Below are 16,043 nucleotides of genomic sequence, written 5' to 3'. Positions count from 1 at the left end.
GCGGGTTCTCCTCGGGCCGAAGTATGCGCAAGGGCCGGCAGAAAAGGAAGCGCCGCAGAGTGGGCTCTCTGCGGCGCCATTCCGGTTCGGCCAGGATCAGCGAAGCTGCGCGGTGCGCATCAGCGGCGTGATGACCCGCACCTCGACCCGACGATTGCGGGGCTCGTTCGCCTGGGTGTCGATCAGCAGCTCGGTTTCACCATAGCCCTGAACGACCATGTTCTCGGGCGGAATGCCGAAATATTCGGTCAGTGCCAGCGCCACCGATTCTGCCCGCCGATCCGACAGCGCCAGGTTCAGCGCGGCCGGCCCCGTGGCGTCGGTATGGCCTTCGATCAGGAAGACCTCGCCAGGGTTCACCTCCAGAAGCCGCTGCATCACCCGGCCCAGATCGGCCAGTTTGCGTGCTTCGGAGGCCGCCACGACCGAGGAATTGGTCGCAAAGGTGATGTTGGGCACATCAATCACCGCCGCCAGAGCCCGCACTTCCGGGATCTCGCGGATCTGGCGCAGGCTGAACTTGCGACCTGCCCGCTCCGCTTCGATCGCGGCCAGCTCGCGCTTCAGCGCCGCATCGTTGTCATTCGGCGAAATCACGATCCTGCGCCCCGGCTTTGGCAGGTCGCGCACCACAACCGGGGTTTCGCGGACCAGATCGTCGATTAGGATGATCTCGCGGCCCAGCCGGTCATAGGTCGCGCGGCGCAGCACCCGGCCGGTCGCGTCGCGGATCGTCACGACCTGAGTGCCATCCTCGCGTTCGATGATGGTGCGGGTCGAACCATCCTTGAAGGTTTCTGTCCGCACGGTCGAACCCGGGCGACGGATCACGGTGTCGTCGTCCTTGAGCACCTGATAGGTGCCATCCGGCCGCAGCACAATCACCCGGTCTCCGGTATTCGAAACGACGCGGCGCTCTTCGCGTTCGTTGTTGGCCGACTTGATGATCGCGCCAACCGCCAGCGCGCCCAGCACAAGCAGGCCCGCCTTCTCAAGGTCGGACAGACCACTTTTCTTGCCGCCGGACAGGGCCACGGGCGGCGCGGCGAATTCCTGGGCCGAGCTGCGCACGGCATCCGGCGCAATGGTTTCGGTCACGGCCGCGACCACCGCCGCAGGATCCGCCGGAGCCAGCATCGGGGGCACCGTGCCGTCGATCGTCTGAGCGGCGCCTTCGGCAGGCGCCGCCGCGACAGCTGCCGCAGCGGCGATCGCCTCGGGTTCGATCGCAGTCGGATCTGAGGTCAGAAGCTGTGTCAAGCTTTCAACCTCGGCCTCGGTGACGACAGGGGCATCGACCGCCTGGGTAATGTCAACGGGTTCCTGTTCTGCCACCTTCAGGCCTGCCGCCGGATCGATGAGCTGCCCCGACGCGTCGGTCTTCAGTTCGGCCTCGGCCGCCGCCAGCGCGGCCGCCGCGACTGCCGGATCGATGATCTCGCCAGTGGCCGGGTTGACGATCCCCTCGTCAGAAGGTGCGGATGTCGCCTGTTCGACAACCGCCTCTTCGGCCGGAGCCTGGGGCGCCGCTTCCTGAACGACCGCCTCCTCTGCCGGGGCCTCGGGCGCAGCCTGTTCGACGATCACCCCTTCGGCCGGTGCATCAGGCACAGTTTCTTCGACAACGGCCTCGGCAGGGGCTTCCGCCTGTGCGGCGGCCTCTGCTTCCGCCTGTGCGGCAGCTTCGGCCGCATCCCGGTCGGCAGCCTCGGCCTCGGCCTGCATCTGGGCTTCCAGGGCGGCCTGTGCGGCTGCCGCAGCCTCGGCTTCTTCCTGCGCCTGCGCTGCGGCCTCGGCCTGGGCGGCAGCTTCGGCCTCGGCGGCGGCCTGGGCGGCAGCCTCGGCTTCTGCCTTGGCAGCTGCTTCCTCGGCCGCCCGGGCGGCGGCTTCGGCTTCGGCCTGCGCCTGTGCCGCAGCTTCTGCTGCCGCCTGCGCCGCCGCTTCGGCTTCGGCTCTGGCGGCGGCTTCCGCTTCGGCGCGGGCCTGTTCCTCGGCCAGGGCGGCTTCCAGCGCCGCCGCTTCTGCCGCGGCACGCGCTTCGGCTTCCGCCTGGGCCGCAGCACGGGCTTCTTCCTCGGCCTGCGCCTGGGCGGCGGCCTGTGCTGCGGCCTCCTCGGCGGCCCGGGCGGCCGCTTCTGCCTCTGCCTCTGCGGCAGCCTGGGCGGCGGCAGCCTCGGCCGCGGCAGCCTCGGCCTGTTTCAGGGATTCGATGATGGCCTCCAGATCGCAGGGCGCCTCGGCCGTAGGCACGCACAGCACCGACCCGTCCGGCCCGGTCACAGAGCCATCGTCGTTCAGCACCTGTGCATGGACGGGCATGGTGCCCACCGGGCTGATGGCGACCGACAGGGCCGTCGTGGAAATCAGAAGCTTTCTCATCATCGTTCCTCACATTGAAGGGCCATGCCGGCAATGCAGCAGACCTGCATCGTTCCCGTCAAAGCCCGGCCCGACCAATTAAGGCAGCCAGGCGCTGATATGCCATAGCAAGGCCCTGCAACAGGATAACCGCTGCGCAAGCCCGCGCCTAGTCATGCATCCGTGCCAGCAGCCTGTCGCGCAGGCCACGGTCACCGGGGTCGGACAGCGCCTGACCCAGAGCTTCCAGCGAGGCAATGGAATGGCCTGCGCGAAAACTGTCCACATGCGGCAGAAGCGCCCTGATGCCGGCGGCCTTCGGGGCAAAGCCGGTCCAGCGCAGCAGCGGGTTCAGCCAGATCAGCCTTCTGCAGGACAGGTGCAGACGCTCGGCCTCTTTTGCCAGAACCCCCGCATCGTCACGGTCAAGCCCGTCGGTGATCAACAGCACCACCGCCCCCTGCCCAAGCACGCGGCGCGACCAGTCACGATTGAACACATGCAGGGACTGACCGATGCGTGTGCCGCCCGACCAGTCCTGCGCCTCCTGCCCGGCTGCCTTCAGCGCGGCATCCACGTCGCGCGCACGCAGGTGGCGGGTGATGTTCGTCAGCCGGGTGCCGAAGGTGAAGGCATGCACCTTAGCCCAGCCCTGCCCCTTGCGGTTGGCCACAGCATGAACGAAGTGCAGCACCATCCGGCTGTAGTCAGTCATCGACCCTGAAATGTCGCACAGCACGACAAGGTTCGGCCACCGCGTGACCGGGGCCTTGTGGGCAAGGCTGGCGATCTCTCCTCCGTGGCGCAGCGCCTGACGCAGGGTGCGGCGGGCATCGATCCGGGCGGTCAGGGCCGAAGGCGCGGTGCGGCGGATCCTCAGTGGCGGCACGGGCAGCGAAAGACGCGCAAGCATCCGTTTGGCTGCGGCGATCTCCTCGGCCGACATCTGCTCGAAGTCGAGGGTCTTAAGCCGTTCTTCGGCCGACAGGGTGGCGGTGGCGTCGATCTCGATCTGTTCAGGCGCCTCGCCGGTCTGGGGCATGGGCGGCAACTGCCCGTCCAGCAGCGCTTCGGCCGCGCGCTTTTCGGCGGCCTGGGCGGCGCGATCCTCCTGCACGCCGCGGATCTGCGGCAGCATGAGGCTCATCATGTGTTCCATGTAGCGCGGGTCGCGCCAGAACAGGCGGAACACCTGGGCAAAGGTTGCGCGTTCCTCGGGTCGGGAAACAAAGACCGCCTGCAGGGTGTGGAAGAAATCCTCCTGCCGGGCAAAGCCCGCTGCCGCCACGGCGCGCACCGCGTCCAGAGTTCGACCAGGACCGACCGGCAATCCCGCCTTGCGCAGGGCGCGGGCAAAGTGGGCCAGGTTCTCGGCAAGCTTGCCGTCCTCGGGCAGGTCAAGCTGGGCGTAGCTCGCCATGCTCAGGCCGGAGCCAGTTCGCGCCTGACCTCGTCCAGCAGGCGCCTGGCCTCGGCGCCCTGGATCTTCGCGATGTCATCCTGGTATTTCAGGATCGCGCCCAGCGTGTCGGCGATCACCTCGGGCGAAAGCGCAATCACATCCAGCGCCAGCAGACATTTCGCCCAGTCGATCGCTTCGGCCACGCCCGGTTTCTTGAACAGGTCTTCCGAGCGCAGGCGCTGGACGAAGGCCACCACCTCGCGCGAAAGCTGCGCCTGGGCCTCGGGCACGCGGGCGTGCAGGATCGCAAGTTCGCGATCGAAGCCGGGATAATCTACCCAATGATACAGGCAGCGGCGTTTCAGAGCATCATGCACCTCGCGCGTGCGGTTCGAGGTAAGGATGACAATGGGCGGTTCAGGCGCCCGGATCGTGCCAAGTTCGGGGATGGTCACCTGGAAATCCGACAGTGCCTCCAGCAGGAAGGCCTCGAAGGGTTCGTCGGTGCGGTCTAGTTCGTCGATCAGAAGAACCGGCGCGCCGCCGGGCTGGGGGCGCATGGCGGCAAGAAGCGGGCGTTCGATCAGGTAGCGTTCGGTGAACAGCTCGGATTGCAGCGTGTCGCGGTCGGCCGTGGCCTCGGCGGTGCGAATGGCGATCATCTGTGCGGCAAAGTTCCATTCGGCAACGGCAGAAGCCGCATCAAGCCCCTCGTAGCATTGCAGGCGGATCAGCCGGCGGCCCAGGGCGGAGGCCAGCGTCTTGGCGATTTCCGTCTTGCCGACCCCTGCCTCGCCTTCCAGAAAAAGCGGACGCCCAAGTTTCAGCGCCAGGAACACCACCGTCGCCAGCGCGCGCGATGCGACATAGCCCTGCCCTGCAAGCAAGGCTTCCACACCGTCGATGTCTCTGGGAATGGCGGTCAATCGTTCCTCCTGGCCGTCGCGGCAGGTTGTCCGGGCCTTGCGCAAGGGTCAAGCCGTTTCAGCGGCCAGCCAGTCACGGAACGACCGCAGGGGCGCCCGGTCGGGGCCGGCCTGCGGCCAGACCAGATAGTAGCTGCCAAGCGCAGCGACGGGCGGGCCGAAGACGGGAACCAGCCGGCCCTCGTCCAGCTCGCGCCCGATCAGGAAAGTCGGAACCAGTGCCAGCCCCATGCCGTGGATCGCGGCCTGGATCAGCGTGGCGAACTGGTCGAACATCATGCCCGTCGGCCTGTGCCCCGGGTGGCCGTGATGCGCAAGCCAGCGCCCCCAGTCGCCCGGGCGGCTTTCCAGCTGCAAAAGCGGATGAGACAGGATGTCCGTCGCGTGGGTCAGCCCTGCCAGACCCGGCGCGGCGACAGCGATCACCGCTTCGTCGATGAGTTTGAGGTAAGCCACACCCGGCCAGTCCTGCCGCCCGTAGTGAATGGCGGCATCGAAGGTCGTGCCAGCGAAATCGAAAGGGCGCAGGCGGGTGGACAGGTTCACCGTCACCTCGGGGTGGCTTTGGGCAAAGCGCGCAAGGCGAGGGGCAAGCCAGTGCATCCCGAAGGCGGGCAGTATCGCGAGGTTGAGCGACCCTCCCATCGGGTTCGCCCTGAGGGTGACCGAGGCCGAGGCCAGCAGATGCAGGGCCTTGCGCACATCGTTCACATAGTCCCGCGCCGCCGGCGTCAGCTGCAGGCGTTGGCGTTCGCGGATCAGGAGCGGCACGCCGAGCTGGCTTTCCAGCCCTTGCAGCGCGCGGCTGATCGCACCCTGTGTCAGGTTCAACTCGCGTGCCGCCCCGGAGGCGGTGCCGAGGCGATCGACGGCCTCGAGCGCCATGAGGGCCGGGATCGGCGGCAGGTAGCGGCGGGGCAGCATTATGAGTTTCCCTCATGAACCCGTGCAGGGCTTTCGATAGCAGGCCCCTGCCCTTTCGTGCAATACTGCCGTCAGCGAATGGAGGTCTGACCATGCTGGATGCACCGAAACTGAAGGCCAAGGATGCCCCGGATCTGGGGCGTTTCGACTGGGAGGATCCGTTCCGGCTGAACGATCAGCTGACGGAAGAAGAGCGGATGCTGCGCGATGCGGCCCGCGCCTATGCGCAGGAAAAGCTGCAACCGCGCGTGGTGGCTGCCTACCGCGAGGAGACGACGGACCCGGGCATCTTCCGCGAGATGGGCGAGATGGGGCTTCTGGGCGTGACGATCCCCGAGGAATACGGTGGGCTTGGCGCGTCCTATGTGGCCTACGGGCTGGTGGCGCGCGAGGTGGAGCGGGTCGATTCGGGCTATCGCAGCATGATGAGCGTGCAGTCGAGCCTGGTGATGTATCCGATCTACGCCTATGGCACCGAGGCGCAGCGGCAGAAATACCTGCCCAAGCTCGCAACCGGCGAATGGATCGGCTGCTTCGGCCTGACAGAACCCGACGCGGGGTCCGACCCGGCGGGCATGAAGACCACGGCGAAGAAGACGGCGAACGGCTATGTGCTGAACGGCGCGAAGATGTGGATTTCGAACGCGCCCATCGCGGATGTTTTCGTGGTCTGGGCCAAGTCCGAGGCGCATGGCGGCAAGATCAAGGGCTTCGTGCTGGAAAAGGGCATGACGGGCCTGTCGGCGCCGAAGGTGGGGGGCAAGCTGTCGCTTAGGGCATCCATCACCGGCGAAATCGTGCTGAAGGATGTCGAGGTCGGCGAGGACGCGCTTCTGCCGCATGTCGAAGGTCTGAAGGGGCCCTTCGGATGTCTGAACCGGGCGCGCTATGGCATCAGCTGGGGCGTCATGGGGGCCGCGGAGTTCTGCCTGCACGCCGCCCGGCAGTACGGGCTTGACCGCAAGCAGTTCGGCAAGCCGATCGCGGGAACGCAGCTTTACCAGCTGAAGCTTGCCAACATGATGACCGAGATTTCGCTGGGGTTGCAGGCGTCGTTGCGCGTCGGGCGGCTGATGGACGAAGCCAACGCAGCACCGGAGATGATTTCCATCGTCAAGCGCAACAACTGCGGCAAGGCGCTGGAAGCGGCGCGGATGGCGCGCGACATGCATGGCGGCAACGGCATCCAGGAAGATTTCCAGATCATGCGCCACATGGTGAACCTCGAGACGGTGAACACCTACGAGGGAACGCATGACATCCATGCTCTGATCCTGGGCCGGGCGATCACCGGGCTGCAGGCATTCTTCTGAGCTTGGCCGGGCTTCTTCGCCCGTGCTACGCCTGCGGCGTGGCGCGGGTGGAGAGGGTGGATGCCTCCGGCGGGGACAGTTGAAGGAAGACTGGGGAGGCGGTCGTGAAGATCACGGCCGTCCTGACAGTGAAGAACGAGGGCGCCTTCCTGCTGGAATGGCTGGCGCATCACCGGGCCTGCGGGATCACCGATTTCCTCGTGTTCTCGAACGATTGCGAGGACGGAACAGACGAGATGCTGGACCGGCTGGCCGAACTGGGCTGGCTGACCCATGTCCGCAATCCGGGGCCCCATGACGAAGGCCCGCAATGGGCGGCCCTGAAACAGGCGGACAGGCACCCACTGGTGCGCACGGCGGACTGGCTGATCGTCCTGGACATCGATGAGTTCATCAATGTCCACGCCGGCGACCGGACGATCCCGGCCTTGCTGGCGGCGCTGCCGCAGGCCACGGCCATTCCGTTGACCTGGCGGCTTTTCGGCAACGCGGGGGTCGTGGCGACTGACGGAACGGTCACCGAGACCTTCACTCGCGCAGCACCGGCCGTTCTGCACTGGCCCTGGCGGGCGGCGATGTTCAAGACCCTGTTCCGCAACGATGGCTGCTACGGCAAGCTTGGGGTGCATCGCCCACGCGCAGCGAACCCCGACCGGCTTGACGGCGCCTGCTGGTTCGATGGCTCGGGCCGGCGGCTTCCCGCGGAATACCGGACAGGCCGCGTCTACTCTGCCTTCGGGCAGGACAACTACCGTCTGGCGCAGCTGAACCATTATGCGCTTGGTTCGATAGAGGATTACCTGTTGAAATGCGACCGGGGCCGGCCGAACCGCGAGGGCTCGGTGATGGGCATGGATTACTGGATCGACCGCAACTTCTGCGATGTCGAGGACCGGAGCATCCTGTCGCTGAACAGTTCGGGCCTTCGGTCCGCACTCATGCAGGACAGCGTCCTCGGTGGCCTGCACGGCGCGGCCCTGTCATGGCGACGGCAGCGCGTCCGTGCCCTGCTGACCGAGGAACCCTGGCGCGCGCTTTACGGTCGGCTTCTCATGGCGCCGCCGTCGCGCGTTCTGCCGAAAGAGGTCGCAGATGCGATCCGCAAGGCCGCGAACGGGGCCCGCGCGACCGGGGGTTGATCGCCTCACCCCTCCCTTTGCCCAATGGTTGCGCCGGCCCGCAATACCGAAACAATGCCGATCCGTTGTTTGCGCATCGGGCGTGACTTTGGCGTGTAAACCCTTGTGTAAACTGGCTTTTCGCTTCACATTCCAAGGCCGGGGCAGCATTTTTCGCCCCGATGCGAAGGTGCACATGAACGAAATCTCTGCGGCACCCGAATGGCAGCACGCCATGCTGAAGATTGCCGAGGGCGACGGTGATTTCATGCCGCTCGGCCAGCGCCACTATGCCTTTTTCGCCGAGGAACGACCTGTTCTTCTGGTGACGTTTGAAGATGCCGCCGACCTGCGCGAACGCGAAGACAAACTTCCCGAACACTACAGGCTTTGCAAGCAGCGCGGCTGGTCACTGCTGACCATCCTTTCCGAAGGTGAAACCTGGTGGCGCGATCCTGCGGTCTTCCGCTATTTCGATCGGCTTTCTGACGACGGCTTCCTTGAGGATTTCGACAAGGTCATCTTCTACGGTGCCGGACCGGCAGGCTATGCGGCGGCCGCCTATTCGATCACGGCACCGGGGGCCGAACTGGTGCTGGTTGCCCCGCGCGCCACGCTTGATCCTGCGCTTGCCGGCTGGGATGAACGCCACCGGATCGCCCGGCGGATCAACTTCCGCAGCCGCTATGGCTATGCGCCGGACATGATCGAAAGCGCCAAACGGGTCTGGCTGATCCACGACCCGCTGCACCGGCCCGACGCGATGCATGCCGCGCTGTTCCATCGCCCGTGGGTCACGCCGCTTTATGCCCGCTACACTGGCGAGGGCACCGAGGACACGCTCATCGAGATGAAGGTACTGGACCGGATCCTCGAGGCGGCAATGGACGGCAAGCTTTCCGCATCCTACTTCGCGTGGCTGTGGCGCGGGCGTCGGTCGAATGCAAGCTATCTGCGGGCAATTCTGGCGCGGGCCCGCATGTCGGGAAACCGGCAGCGGGAAATCATGATCTGCCGTTCGGTCACGCGGCGGCTGAACGCCCCGCGCTTTGCCCGGCGGCTTGAGGAACTTACGGGCGGCGCCTGATCCTTTGACGAGGCCGCAGCCAGGCCGCGCGGCAAGGGGCGTAGGTTCTTCGGCTTGCCAGTCCAGGCGTAAACGCGGCAGGCCATGCTGCGGACCCAGGTCAAGGCCCGGCCAGCAGGGTTGGCAGACCCTGTGGCGCAGGTGCGACCGCGATCAGGCCCCGAGGGGCGCTTTCCCGTTCCCGAGGCTGCGGGGACGCCCGGTGCCTGGCCAGGACCGGAAGGCGGCAACCATTCCCTCGAACTGGGCGGCTGTGTTCGTCATGCATCGCCTTGCCACTGGAAAGACCGTGAGGTTTGGGTTACCCGGGGCACCATGCAAACGCTGACCCTGCCCCGCCCCGACGACTGGCACCTGCACCTGCGCGATGGTGCGATGCTTCAGGCCGTGCTGCCGGAAACGGCCCGCCATTTCGCCCGCGCCATCGTCATGCCCAATCTGGTGCCGCCGGTGGTAACGCTGGATGATGCGCGTGCCTACCACGACAGGATCATGGCCACCCTGCCCCCGGGAATGGCATTCCAGCCGCTGATGACGCTGTATCTGACCGAAGGCACTGATCCGGCCGATGTGGAACGTGCAGCGGCCTCGGGCCTGGTGAAGGCGGTAAAGCTTTACCCGGCGGGTGCCACGACCAATTCGCAATCGGGGGTGCGTGATCTGGCAAAGGTCATGCCTGTCCTGGAAACCATGGCACGAATCGGCCTGCCGCTTTGCACCCATGGCGAGGTCACGACACCCGAAGTCGATATCTTCGACCGCGAAGCCGTGTTCATCGACACGGTGCTTGATCCCCTGCGCCGCCGCCTGCCCGAGCTGCGCGTGGTGATGGAACACATCACCACCGAAGAAGGGGTGGCCTATGCCGCCCAAGGCGGGGAAAACCTTGCCGCGACGATCACCACGCATCACCTGATCCTGAACCGGAACCACATCCTCGCGGGCGGGATCCGGCCGCATTACTACTGCCTGCCGGTCGCAAAGCGGGAAAGGCACCGCCTGGCCCTGCGCCGTGCCGCAACCTCTGGCAACCCCTGTTATTTCCTTGGCACCGACAGCGCGCCGCATGTCGATGCGCTGAAAGAGGCCGCCTGCGGCTGCGCGGGCTGTTTCACTGCCACCAACACCCTCAGCCTTCTTGCCCATGTCTTCGAGGAGGAAAGCGCACTCGACCGGCTGGAAGGCTTCGTGTCGCGCCACGGCCCGGCCTTCTACCGCCTGCCGGTGAACACCGCCACGATCACCCTGGAAAAACGGCCCGAGCCATGCACATGGCCCGAAAAGATCGTCTCTGGCTCTGGTCCCGTCACCGTCTTCAACCCCGGCTTTCCCGTGCACTGGCACGTCGTGACCTGACCGTCCCCCGATGCCTGCGTCAAATGTCATCACCGCAAGACGCAAACGCAGGCGCACGACATGCCCCGCCGAAAGGACCATCGCATGATCCCCTCGACCTTCCCGCCCAAGGACGAAATCGCCCGCCTGACAGCCCGCGCCCTGCTGGAAATCAAGGCGGTCCACTTCAATGCCGAGACACCCTTCACCCTGGCCTCGGGCCTTCCCTCACCGACATATATCGACTGCCGCAAACTCATTTCCTACCCGCGCATCCGTTCCACACTGATGGACTTCCTGACCATCACCGTGATGCGCGAAGCCGGGATGGAGGCGTTCGACAACATCGCCGGGGGCGAGACCGCCGGTATCCCCTTTGCGGCGCTGGTGGCCGAACGCCTTGCCCTGCCCATGACTTACGTTCGCAAGAAGCCCAAGGGATACGGTCGCAACGCCCGGATCGAAGGCACCATGACTGAGGGACAGCGTGTCCTTCTGGTCGAGGATCTGACCACGGACGGCGGCTCGAAACTTTCCTTCGTCGATGCGATCCGCGAAACCGGCGCAACCTGTGGCCATACGGCAGTGATCTTCTATTACGGAATCTTTCCCGATACCGAGGCAAGGCTTGCCGCGCACGGCGTGACACTTCATCACCTTTGCACCTGGTGGGACGTGCTGGCCGAGGCGCGGGCGCAAGGCACCTTTGACGCCGCAACCCTTTCCGAGGTGGAAAGCTTCCTGAACGCTCCCCGCGCCTGGCAGGACGCCCGAACGGGCTGATTCCACGCCCGGACATCGGGACGCTTCGGTAGCGGTCGGCGCAAGACCGTGGTGCGTTTGCGATAGGTTGGCGTGATCTTCAACAGGTGCGCCAGATATGGTAATCTGAAAATTGTGGATAAGCAGCTTATGCACAGCTTACCCCCAACCCATTCCACCGAGGGTCGTGATAACCGGTGGATGCAACAAGAAACAGCCAAACACGGCAGGGGGCAGACATGACCGAGATCACCGCACTGAGGCCGATGGTTCCGGCCGCAGCCCAGGGCGACTCTGAAGCCGAGGTTCTGCCGCACAACATCGAGGCCGAACAGCAGCTTCTGGGCGCGATTCTTACCAACAACGAGGTGTTTGACCGCATCTCGGCGCTCGTGCGGGCCGAGCATTTCTTCGATCCCGTCCACCAGCGCATCTTCGAAGTCGCTGCCGCACGGATCCAGAAGAATGCCCTTGCCTCGCCGGTGACGCTGAAGGCATTCCTCGAGGACGACCCCGGCCTGAAGGAACTGGGCGGACCGGCCTATCTGGTGCGCCTTGCCGGGGCGGCGATTTCGGCCTACGCCGCAAGGGATTATGCCCAGATGGTCTATGACCTGGCGGTGCGTCGGGAACTTATCCAGCTGGGCCGCGACATTGCGGCCAGGGCGGCAAGGGTGGAGGTCGCGTCCGAGCCGAAAGACCAGATCATCGAAGCGGAACAGCGGCTTTACAAACTGGGCGAACAAGGCGTAGCCGAACGCGGATTTCAAAGCTTTCTCAAGGCCGTGACAGACGCAGTGAATGTTGCCAATGCCGCCTATCAGCGCGATGGGGGCTTGGCGGGAATCTCCACCGGTCTGATCGACATGGACAGAAAGCTTGGCGGTCTGCACCCTTCGGATCTGCTGATCCTTGCCGGGCGACCCTCGATGGGCAAGACCTCTCTGGCCACGAACATAGCCTTCAACATCGCCAAGGCCTACAAGCGTGGCCGCCTGCCCGACGGCACGGAAGGCGCTGTGGAAGGGGGCGTGGTCGGCTTCTTCTCGCTTGAAATGAGCGCCGAGCAGCTTGCGGCGCGGATCCTGTCCGAGGCCTCGGAAGTTCCGTCCGAACAGATCCGCCGCGGCGACATGACCGAAGCCGAATTCCGACGTTTCGTGGAGGCGGCCAAGGCGCTGGAATCCTGCCCGCTTTACATCGATGACACACCGGCGCTTCCGATTTCCCAGGTCGCCGCCCGGGCGCGGCGTCTGAAGCGGACGCATGGTCTGGATGTGCTGTTCATCGACTACCTGCAACTTCTGAAGGGTTCGTCCAAGGACAACCGCGTTCAGGAAGTCTCTGAAATCACGCAGGGACTGAAAGCAATCGCCAAAGAGCTGAACATCCCCGTCGTGGCGCTGTCGCAGTTGTCCCGTCAGGTCGAGGCGCGCGAGGACAAGCGACCGCAGCTGTCCGACCTGCGGGAATCCGGGTCAATCGAACAGGACGCGGACGTGGTGATGTTCGTCTTCCGCGAGGAATACTACCGCGAACGCGAAAAGCCCGGCGACCACGAACTGGAAAAGATGGCGCAATGGCAGGCACTCATGGAAAGCGTGCATGGCAAGGCCGAGGTCATCATAGGCAAGCAGCGCCACGGTCCGATCGGGACTGTCGAGCTGTCCTTCGAGGGCCGGTTCACCCGGTTCGGCAACCTGGCGAAGCCGTGGCAGGGGTCTGGCGGGTCGGAGGGTGGTTTCTGAAAGTTCCGGAATTCATCGCCGACCTCACCCAACCGTCGGTCAAGTGGTGGCTCTAACAGTCTGAGAAGACGGCAGAAAGTGCGCAGGCGTTTGCATCTTGCCTTTCGCAACCATTTCGCCAGTCTGACGAAAACAGGAGGTGGGAATGGATCTGGGTCTTGCGGGAAAGGTGGTCATCGTCACTGGCGGCGGCGCGGGGATTGGCGGGGCGATCAGTCGGGCGCTGGCGGCAGAGGGTGCGGTGCCCGCGATCCTGGCCCGGCGCAAGCCAGAGACAGATTTCCTTTCGGAACTCAAGGAATTGCAGCCCAACGCTCATGTCATTCTGGCCGATCTGTCACGGGATGAGGACTGCCGGCGGGCAGTGACAGAGGTGCGCGCGCGCTACGGGCGGATTGATGGGCTGGTGAACAATGCCGGCACAAATGACGGGGTTGGGCTTGAGGCCGGACCAGAGGCCTTCCGGCGGTCACTGGACCAGAATCTGGTGCATTACTATACGCTTGCCCATCTGACGCTGGGTGATCTGAAGGCCGCCAAGGGGTCCATCGTCAACATCTCCTCAAAGACGGCGCTGACGGGTCAGGGCCGGACATCGGCCTATGTGGCGGCCAAGGCTGCCCAGCTTGGGCTGACGCGGGAATGGGCGGCGGCCTTTGCACCTGATGGCGTGCGCGTGAATGCGGTGATCCCTGCGGAGGTGATGACGCCAATGTATCGCAAATGGCTGGACTCTTTCGATGATCCGGCCGGTCAGGAGGCCCTGATCACCGCACGGATCCCGCTTGGCCAGAGGATGACCACGGCAGAGGAGATCGCGGCGACAGTCGTCTTCCTGCTTTCCGACAAGGCCAGCCATACCACCGGGCAATGGCTGTTCGTCGATGGCGGATACGTGCATCTGGACCGGGCGCTCGGGCGATAGAAGATCGGACGGCAGAGTATTGATTTTTTCAATGGTAATTGTTCGTTCTGGGGTGAAATTGCTTTTATCGCGGCTCCACCTTTCGCCGGATTTCCTTCAATCTCGACACAAGGGAAGGCGCAGGGCGCGGTCACCCGGTCTGTCAATTTCGGATCGGGCAGGACGCAGGGGCGGCCATCCACGCCGCACCGCAGGATGAGACAGCAGATGCCGGGCCCTGCCCCGCGAGGCCGGTATTTCAGCGCACGCGGATCGGGTCGGCAAGCAGGCGCAGACCGTTCAGCACCACAAGCAGCGTGCCGCCTTCGTGGCCAATAACGGCAAGCGGCAACGGCAGTTCGAAGAAAAGGCTGCCGGTCACCAGCAGCACCATCGCGCCAAGCGCCAGTGTCAGGTTCTGCCGGATGACGCGCGCCGTGCGCAGCGCAAGCCTGCGGGCGGCGGCAAGCTTGCGCAGATCCTCGGCCATCAGCGCCACGTCGGCCGCCTGAAGCGCGACCTCGCTGCCCGCAACCCCCATCGCCACGCCGACATCGGCACGGGCAAGGGCTGCGGCATCGTTCACCCCGTCACCGATGAAGGCCACCCTTCCCCGCTGGGCCGCATGATCGACAAGAGCCACCTTGTCTGCGGGCAGCAGCGCCGCGTGGATTTCCTCTGCCCGCAGACCCAGCCCATTGCCAATGCGGCTGGCGACCTCGGCCCGGTCGCCGGTCATCATCAGGATGCTCGCCCCACCCTCGCGCAGGGCCGCGACCGCCTCGGCCGAAGTTTCGCGCGCCTCGTCCGCAACCGTGAGCGCGCCCAGCACCTTGGCCCCGCGGCCCACGACAACAAGGGTCTCGGACCCATCTGCCATGCCGGACAGTCGGGCCGGCAGAGTGGCGCCCATGGCCGCCAGCATGCGGGCATTTCCTGCCCATAGCGGGCCTTCCGCATCCTGCCCGGTGATGCCTTCGCTGGGATGGGCGCGCACATCCCAAACCTCGGCAGGGGTGATGCCGCGCGCTGCCGCCTCGGCCCGGATCGCCCCTGCGATCGGATGTTCCGAGTGCGCCTCGAGCCCGGCGGCAAGGGCCAGGAAGTCGTGCTCGGATCCCTCCAGCGCAACCACTCCGGTCACCCCAGCGCGACCGGTGGTCAACGTGCCGGTTTTGTCGAAGGCGAAGGTCTTCACCTCTGCCAGGCCCTCCAGCGCGGCGCCCCCCTTGAACAGCACCCCGCCCCGAGCAGCAGCAGAAAGGGCAGAAAGGATCGCCGCAGGAACCGAGATCACCACGGCACACGGGCTGGCGGCAACCAGTACGGTGGCCGCGCGGTAAAGTGCATCGCCACCGTCGTATCCGGCCAGCCGGAAGCCGAAATAAGCCAGGATCGAGCCCCCTAGAACTGCGATGGTGTAGCGCTGGCCAAACCAGTCGGAAAATCGTTCCGAGGGCGAACGCATCGCCTGTGCCTCCGTCACCAGGCGGATCATCTGCGCCACTGTCGAGGTAGCAAGGCTGCGGATGACCTCGATCGTCAGGATAGCGTCCAGGTTGACCGTGGCTTCGTGCACCGGACTGCCGGGCGCCTTGCGCACGGGTTCCGATTCCCCGGTGACGGTGCTTTCGTCAAGATGACCGGTCCCGACAAGGACGCGGCCATCCACCGGCACCCGCGCGCCGGGGCGCAGGATGACGCGGTCGCCGGGGACAAGGGTTTCGACAGGAACCTCGGTCACGCCGTCCGGCCCCTCGCGCAGGGCGAACTCGGGGCGCAGCTGCATCAACGCCTCGACTGCACGTCGGGCCTTGCCCATGGCGCGATGTTCCAGCGTGTTGGACAGCGAGAACAACGCCAGCAGCACGGCCCCTTCCAGCGCAGCCCCCACGGCCGCCGCGGCCAAGGCGGCGACAACCATCAGAAGGTCGATGTCCAGCCTGTGGTTCTGCCACAGATCGCCCAGGGCCGATCGTGCAGCCGGCACCCCACCGGTCAGGTAGGCCAGCGCCAGTGCTGCCCAGGTCAGGCCGGCCGGAAGGGGTTGCAGGAAGGCATCCAGTGCGGCAACGGCCAGACCGATCCAGCACAGCACCGTGAGCCAGAGGCCGGCTTCGTCATGTGGTTCGGATTCGCTGGCCATGCTGCTTGCCCTCCGCTCGG

Annotated in this window: 12 protein-coding genes; 7 read left to right on the top strand and 5 right to left on the bottom strand. The window is 65.5% G+C overall.

The window, feature by feature from the left end; translation table 11 throughout:
• Positions 1-96: 96 nt before the first annotated feature.
• The 4 genes from EZM81_RS01645 to EZM81_RS01630 all read right to left on the bottom strand — a co-directional run bounded on the left by EZM81_RS01645 (position 97) and on the right by EZM81_RS01630 (position 5,613).
• On the bottom strand, positions 97-2,382 hold the full coding sequence (locus EZM81_RS01645; RefSeq protein ID WP_136644540.1) for an OmpA family protein: 2,286 nt from the start codon (positions 2,380-2,382) through the stop codon (positions 97-99).
• A 145-nt stretch (positions 2,383-2,527) separates the two neighbouring features.
• Entirely contained in the window at positions 2,528-3,778 is a 1,251-nt protein-coding gene (locus EZM81_RS01640) for a VWA domain-containing protein (protein WP_136644539.1), read from the bottom strand.
• Between the two features lie 2 nt (positions 3,779-3,780).
• Positions 3,781-4,686, bottom strand: coding sequence for a MoxR family ATPase (locus tag EZM81_RS01635; protein WP_135446889.1), 906 nt, complete (start codon positions 4,684-4,686; stop codon positions 3,781-3,783).
• A 48-nt stretch (positions 4,687-4,734) separates the two neighbouring features.
• Positions 4,735-5,613, bottom strand: coding sequence for a LysR substrate-binding domain-containing protein (locus tag EZM81_RS01630; RefSeq protein WP_136644538.1), 879 nt, complete (start codon positions 5,611-5,613; stop codon positions 4,735-4,737).
• 89 nt (positions 5,614-5,702) lie between these two features.
• Between EZM81_RS01630 and EZM81_RS01625 the strand changes: the two genes are divergently transcribed.
• The 7 genes from EZM81_RS01625 to EZM81_RS01595 all read left to right on the top strand — a co-directional run bounded on the left by EZM81_RS01625 (position 5,703) and on the right by EZM81_RS01595 (position 13,898).
• On the top strand, positions 5,703-6,923 hold the full coding sequence (locus EZM81_RS01625; protein ID WP_136644537.1) for an acyl-CoA dehydrogenase: 1,221 nt from the start codon (positions 5,703-5,705) through the stop codon (positions 6,921-6,923).
• 104 nt (positions 6,924-7,027) lie between these two features.
• On the top strand, positions 7,028-8,062 hold the full coding sequence (locus EZM81_RS01620; protein ID WP_135446895.1) for a glycosyltransferase family 2 protein: 1,035 nt from the start codon (positions 7,028-7,030) through the stop codon (positions 8,060-8,062).
• A gap of 175 nt (positions 8,063-8,237) precedes the next feature.
• The gene (locus tag EZM81_RS01615; RefSeq protein WP_135446897.1) at positions 8,238-9,128 is read left to right on the top strand and encodes a phosphoadenosine phosphosulfate reductase; all 891 of its coding nucleotides are present in this window, start codon (positions 8,238-8,240) and stop codon (positions 9,126-9,128) included.
• Between the two features lie 315 nt (positions 9,129-9,443).
• On the top strand, positions 9,444-10,484 hold the full coding sequence (gene pyrC, locus EZM81_RS01610; protein WP_136644536.1) for a dihydroorotase: 1,041 nt from the start codon (positions 9,444-9,446) through the stop codon (positions 10,482-10,484).
• Between the two features lie 84 nt (positions 10,485-10,568).
• Positions 10,569-11,246 (top strand): orotate phosphoribosyltransferase, encoded by a 678-nt coding sequence (locus EZM81_RS01605; protein WP_136644684.1) that lies wholly within the window; start codon positions 10,569-10,571, stop codon positions 11,244-11,246.
• A gap of 218 nt (positions 11,247-11,464) precedes the next feature.
• Positions 11,465-12,973 carry a replicative DNA helicase gene (locus tag EZM81_RS01600; protein ID WP_371685709.1) on the top strand — a complete coding sequence of 503 codons (1,509 nt, stop codon included), beginning with the start codon at positions 11,465-11,467 and terminating at the stop codon, positions 12,971-12,973.
• 145 nt (positions 12,974-13,118) lie between these two features.
• Positions 13,119-13,898 (top strand): SDR family oxidoreductase, encoded by a 780-nt coding sequence (locus tag EZM81_RS01595; RefSeq protein ID WP_135446903.1) that lies wholly within the window; start codon positions 13,119-13,121, stop codon positions 13,896-13,898.
• Between the two features lie 238 nt (positions 13,899-14,136).
• Here EZM81_RS01595 and EZM81_RS01590 read toward each other — a convergent pair whose 3' ends face one another.
• Positions 14,137-16,023, bottom strand: coding sequence for a cation-translocating P-type ATPase (locus EZM81_RS01590; protein WP_136644535.1), 1,887 nt, complete (start codon positions 16,021-16,023; stop codon positions 14,137-14,139).
• Positions 16,024-16,043 lie beyond the last annotated feature (20 nt).

Source organism: Tabrizicola sp. YIM 78059, assembly GCF_004959785.1.
In the GTDB taxonomy this organism is placed as follows: Bacteria; Pseudomonadota; Alphaproteobacteria; order Rhodobacterales; family Rhodobacteraceae; genus Tabrizicola; species Tabrizicola caldifontis.
Note: the sequence above shows the minus strand (reverse complement) of the source record. Positions and strands in the feature narration are given on the sequence as shown.

What these genes read in the sequence shown, in the direction of transcription:
- EZM81_RS01645 (WP_136644540.1), bottom strand. Translation starts at nt 2,382, where the DNA reads ATGATGAGAAAGCTTCTGATTTCCACGACGGCCCTGTCGGTCGCCATC.
- EZM81_RS01640 (WP_136644539.1), bottom strand. Translation starts at nt 3,778, where the DNA reads ATGGCGAGCTACGCCCAGCTTGACCTGCCCGAGGACGGCAAGCTTGCC.
- EZM81_RS01625 (WP_136644537.1), top strand. Translation starts at nt 5,703, where the DNA reads ATGCTGGATGCACCGAAACTGAAGGCCAAGGATGCCCCGGATCTGGGG.
- EZM81_RS01615 (WP_135446897.1), top strand. Translation starts at nt 8,238, where the DNA reads ATGAACGAAATCTCTGCGGCACCCGAATGGCAGCACGCCATGCTGAAG.
- pyrC (WP_136644536.1), top strand. Translation starts at nt 9,444, where the DNA reads ATGCAAACGCTGACCCTGCCCCGCCCCGACGACTGGCACCTGCACCTG.
- EZM81_RS01605 (WP_136644684.1), top strand. Translation starts at nt 10,569, where the DNA reads ATGATCCCCTCGACCTTCCCGCCCAAGGACGAAATCGCCCGCCTGACA.
- EZM81_RS01600 (WP_371685709.1), top strand. Translation starts at nt 11,465, where the DNA reads ATGACCGAGATCACCGCACTGAGGCCGATGGTTCCGGCCGCAGCCCAG.
- EZM81_RS01595 (WP_135446903.1), top strand. Translation starts at nt 13,119, where the DNA reads ATGGATCTGGGTCTTGCGGGAAAGGTGGTCATCGTCACTGGCGGCGGC.
- EZM81_RS01590 (WP_136644535.1), bottom strand. Translation starts at nt 16,023, where the DNA reads ATGGCCAGCGAATCCGAACCACATGACGAAGCCGGCCTCTGGCTCACG.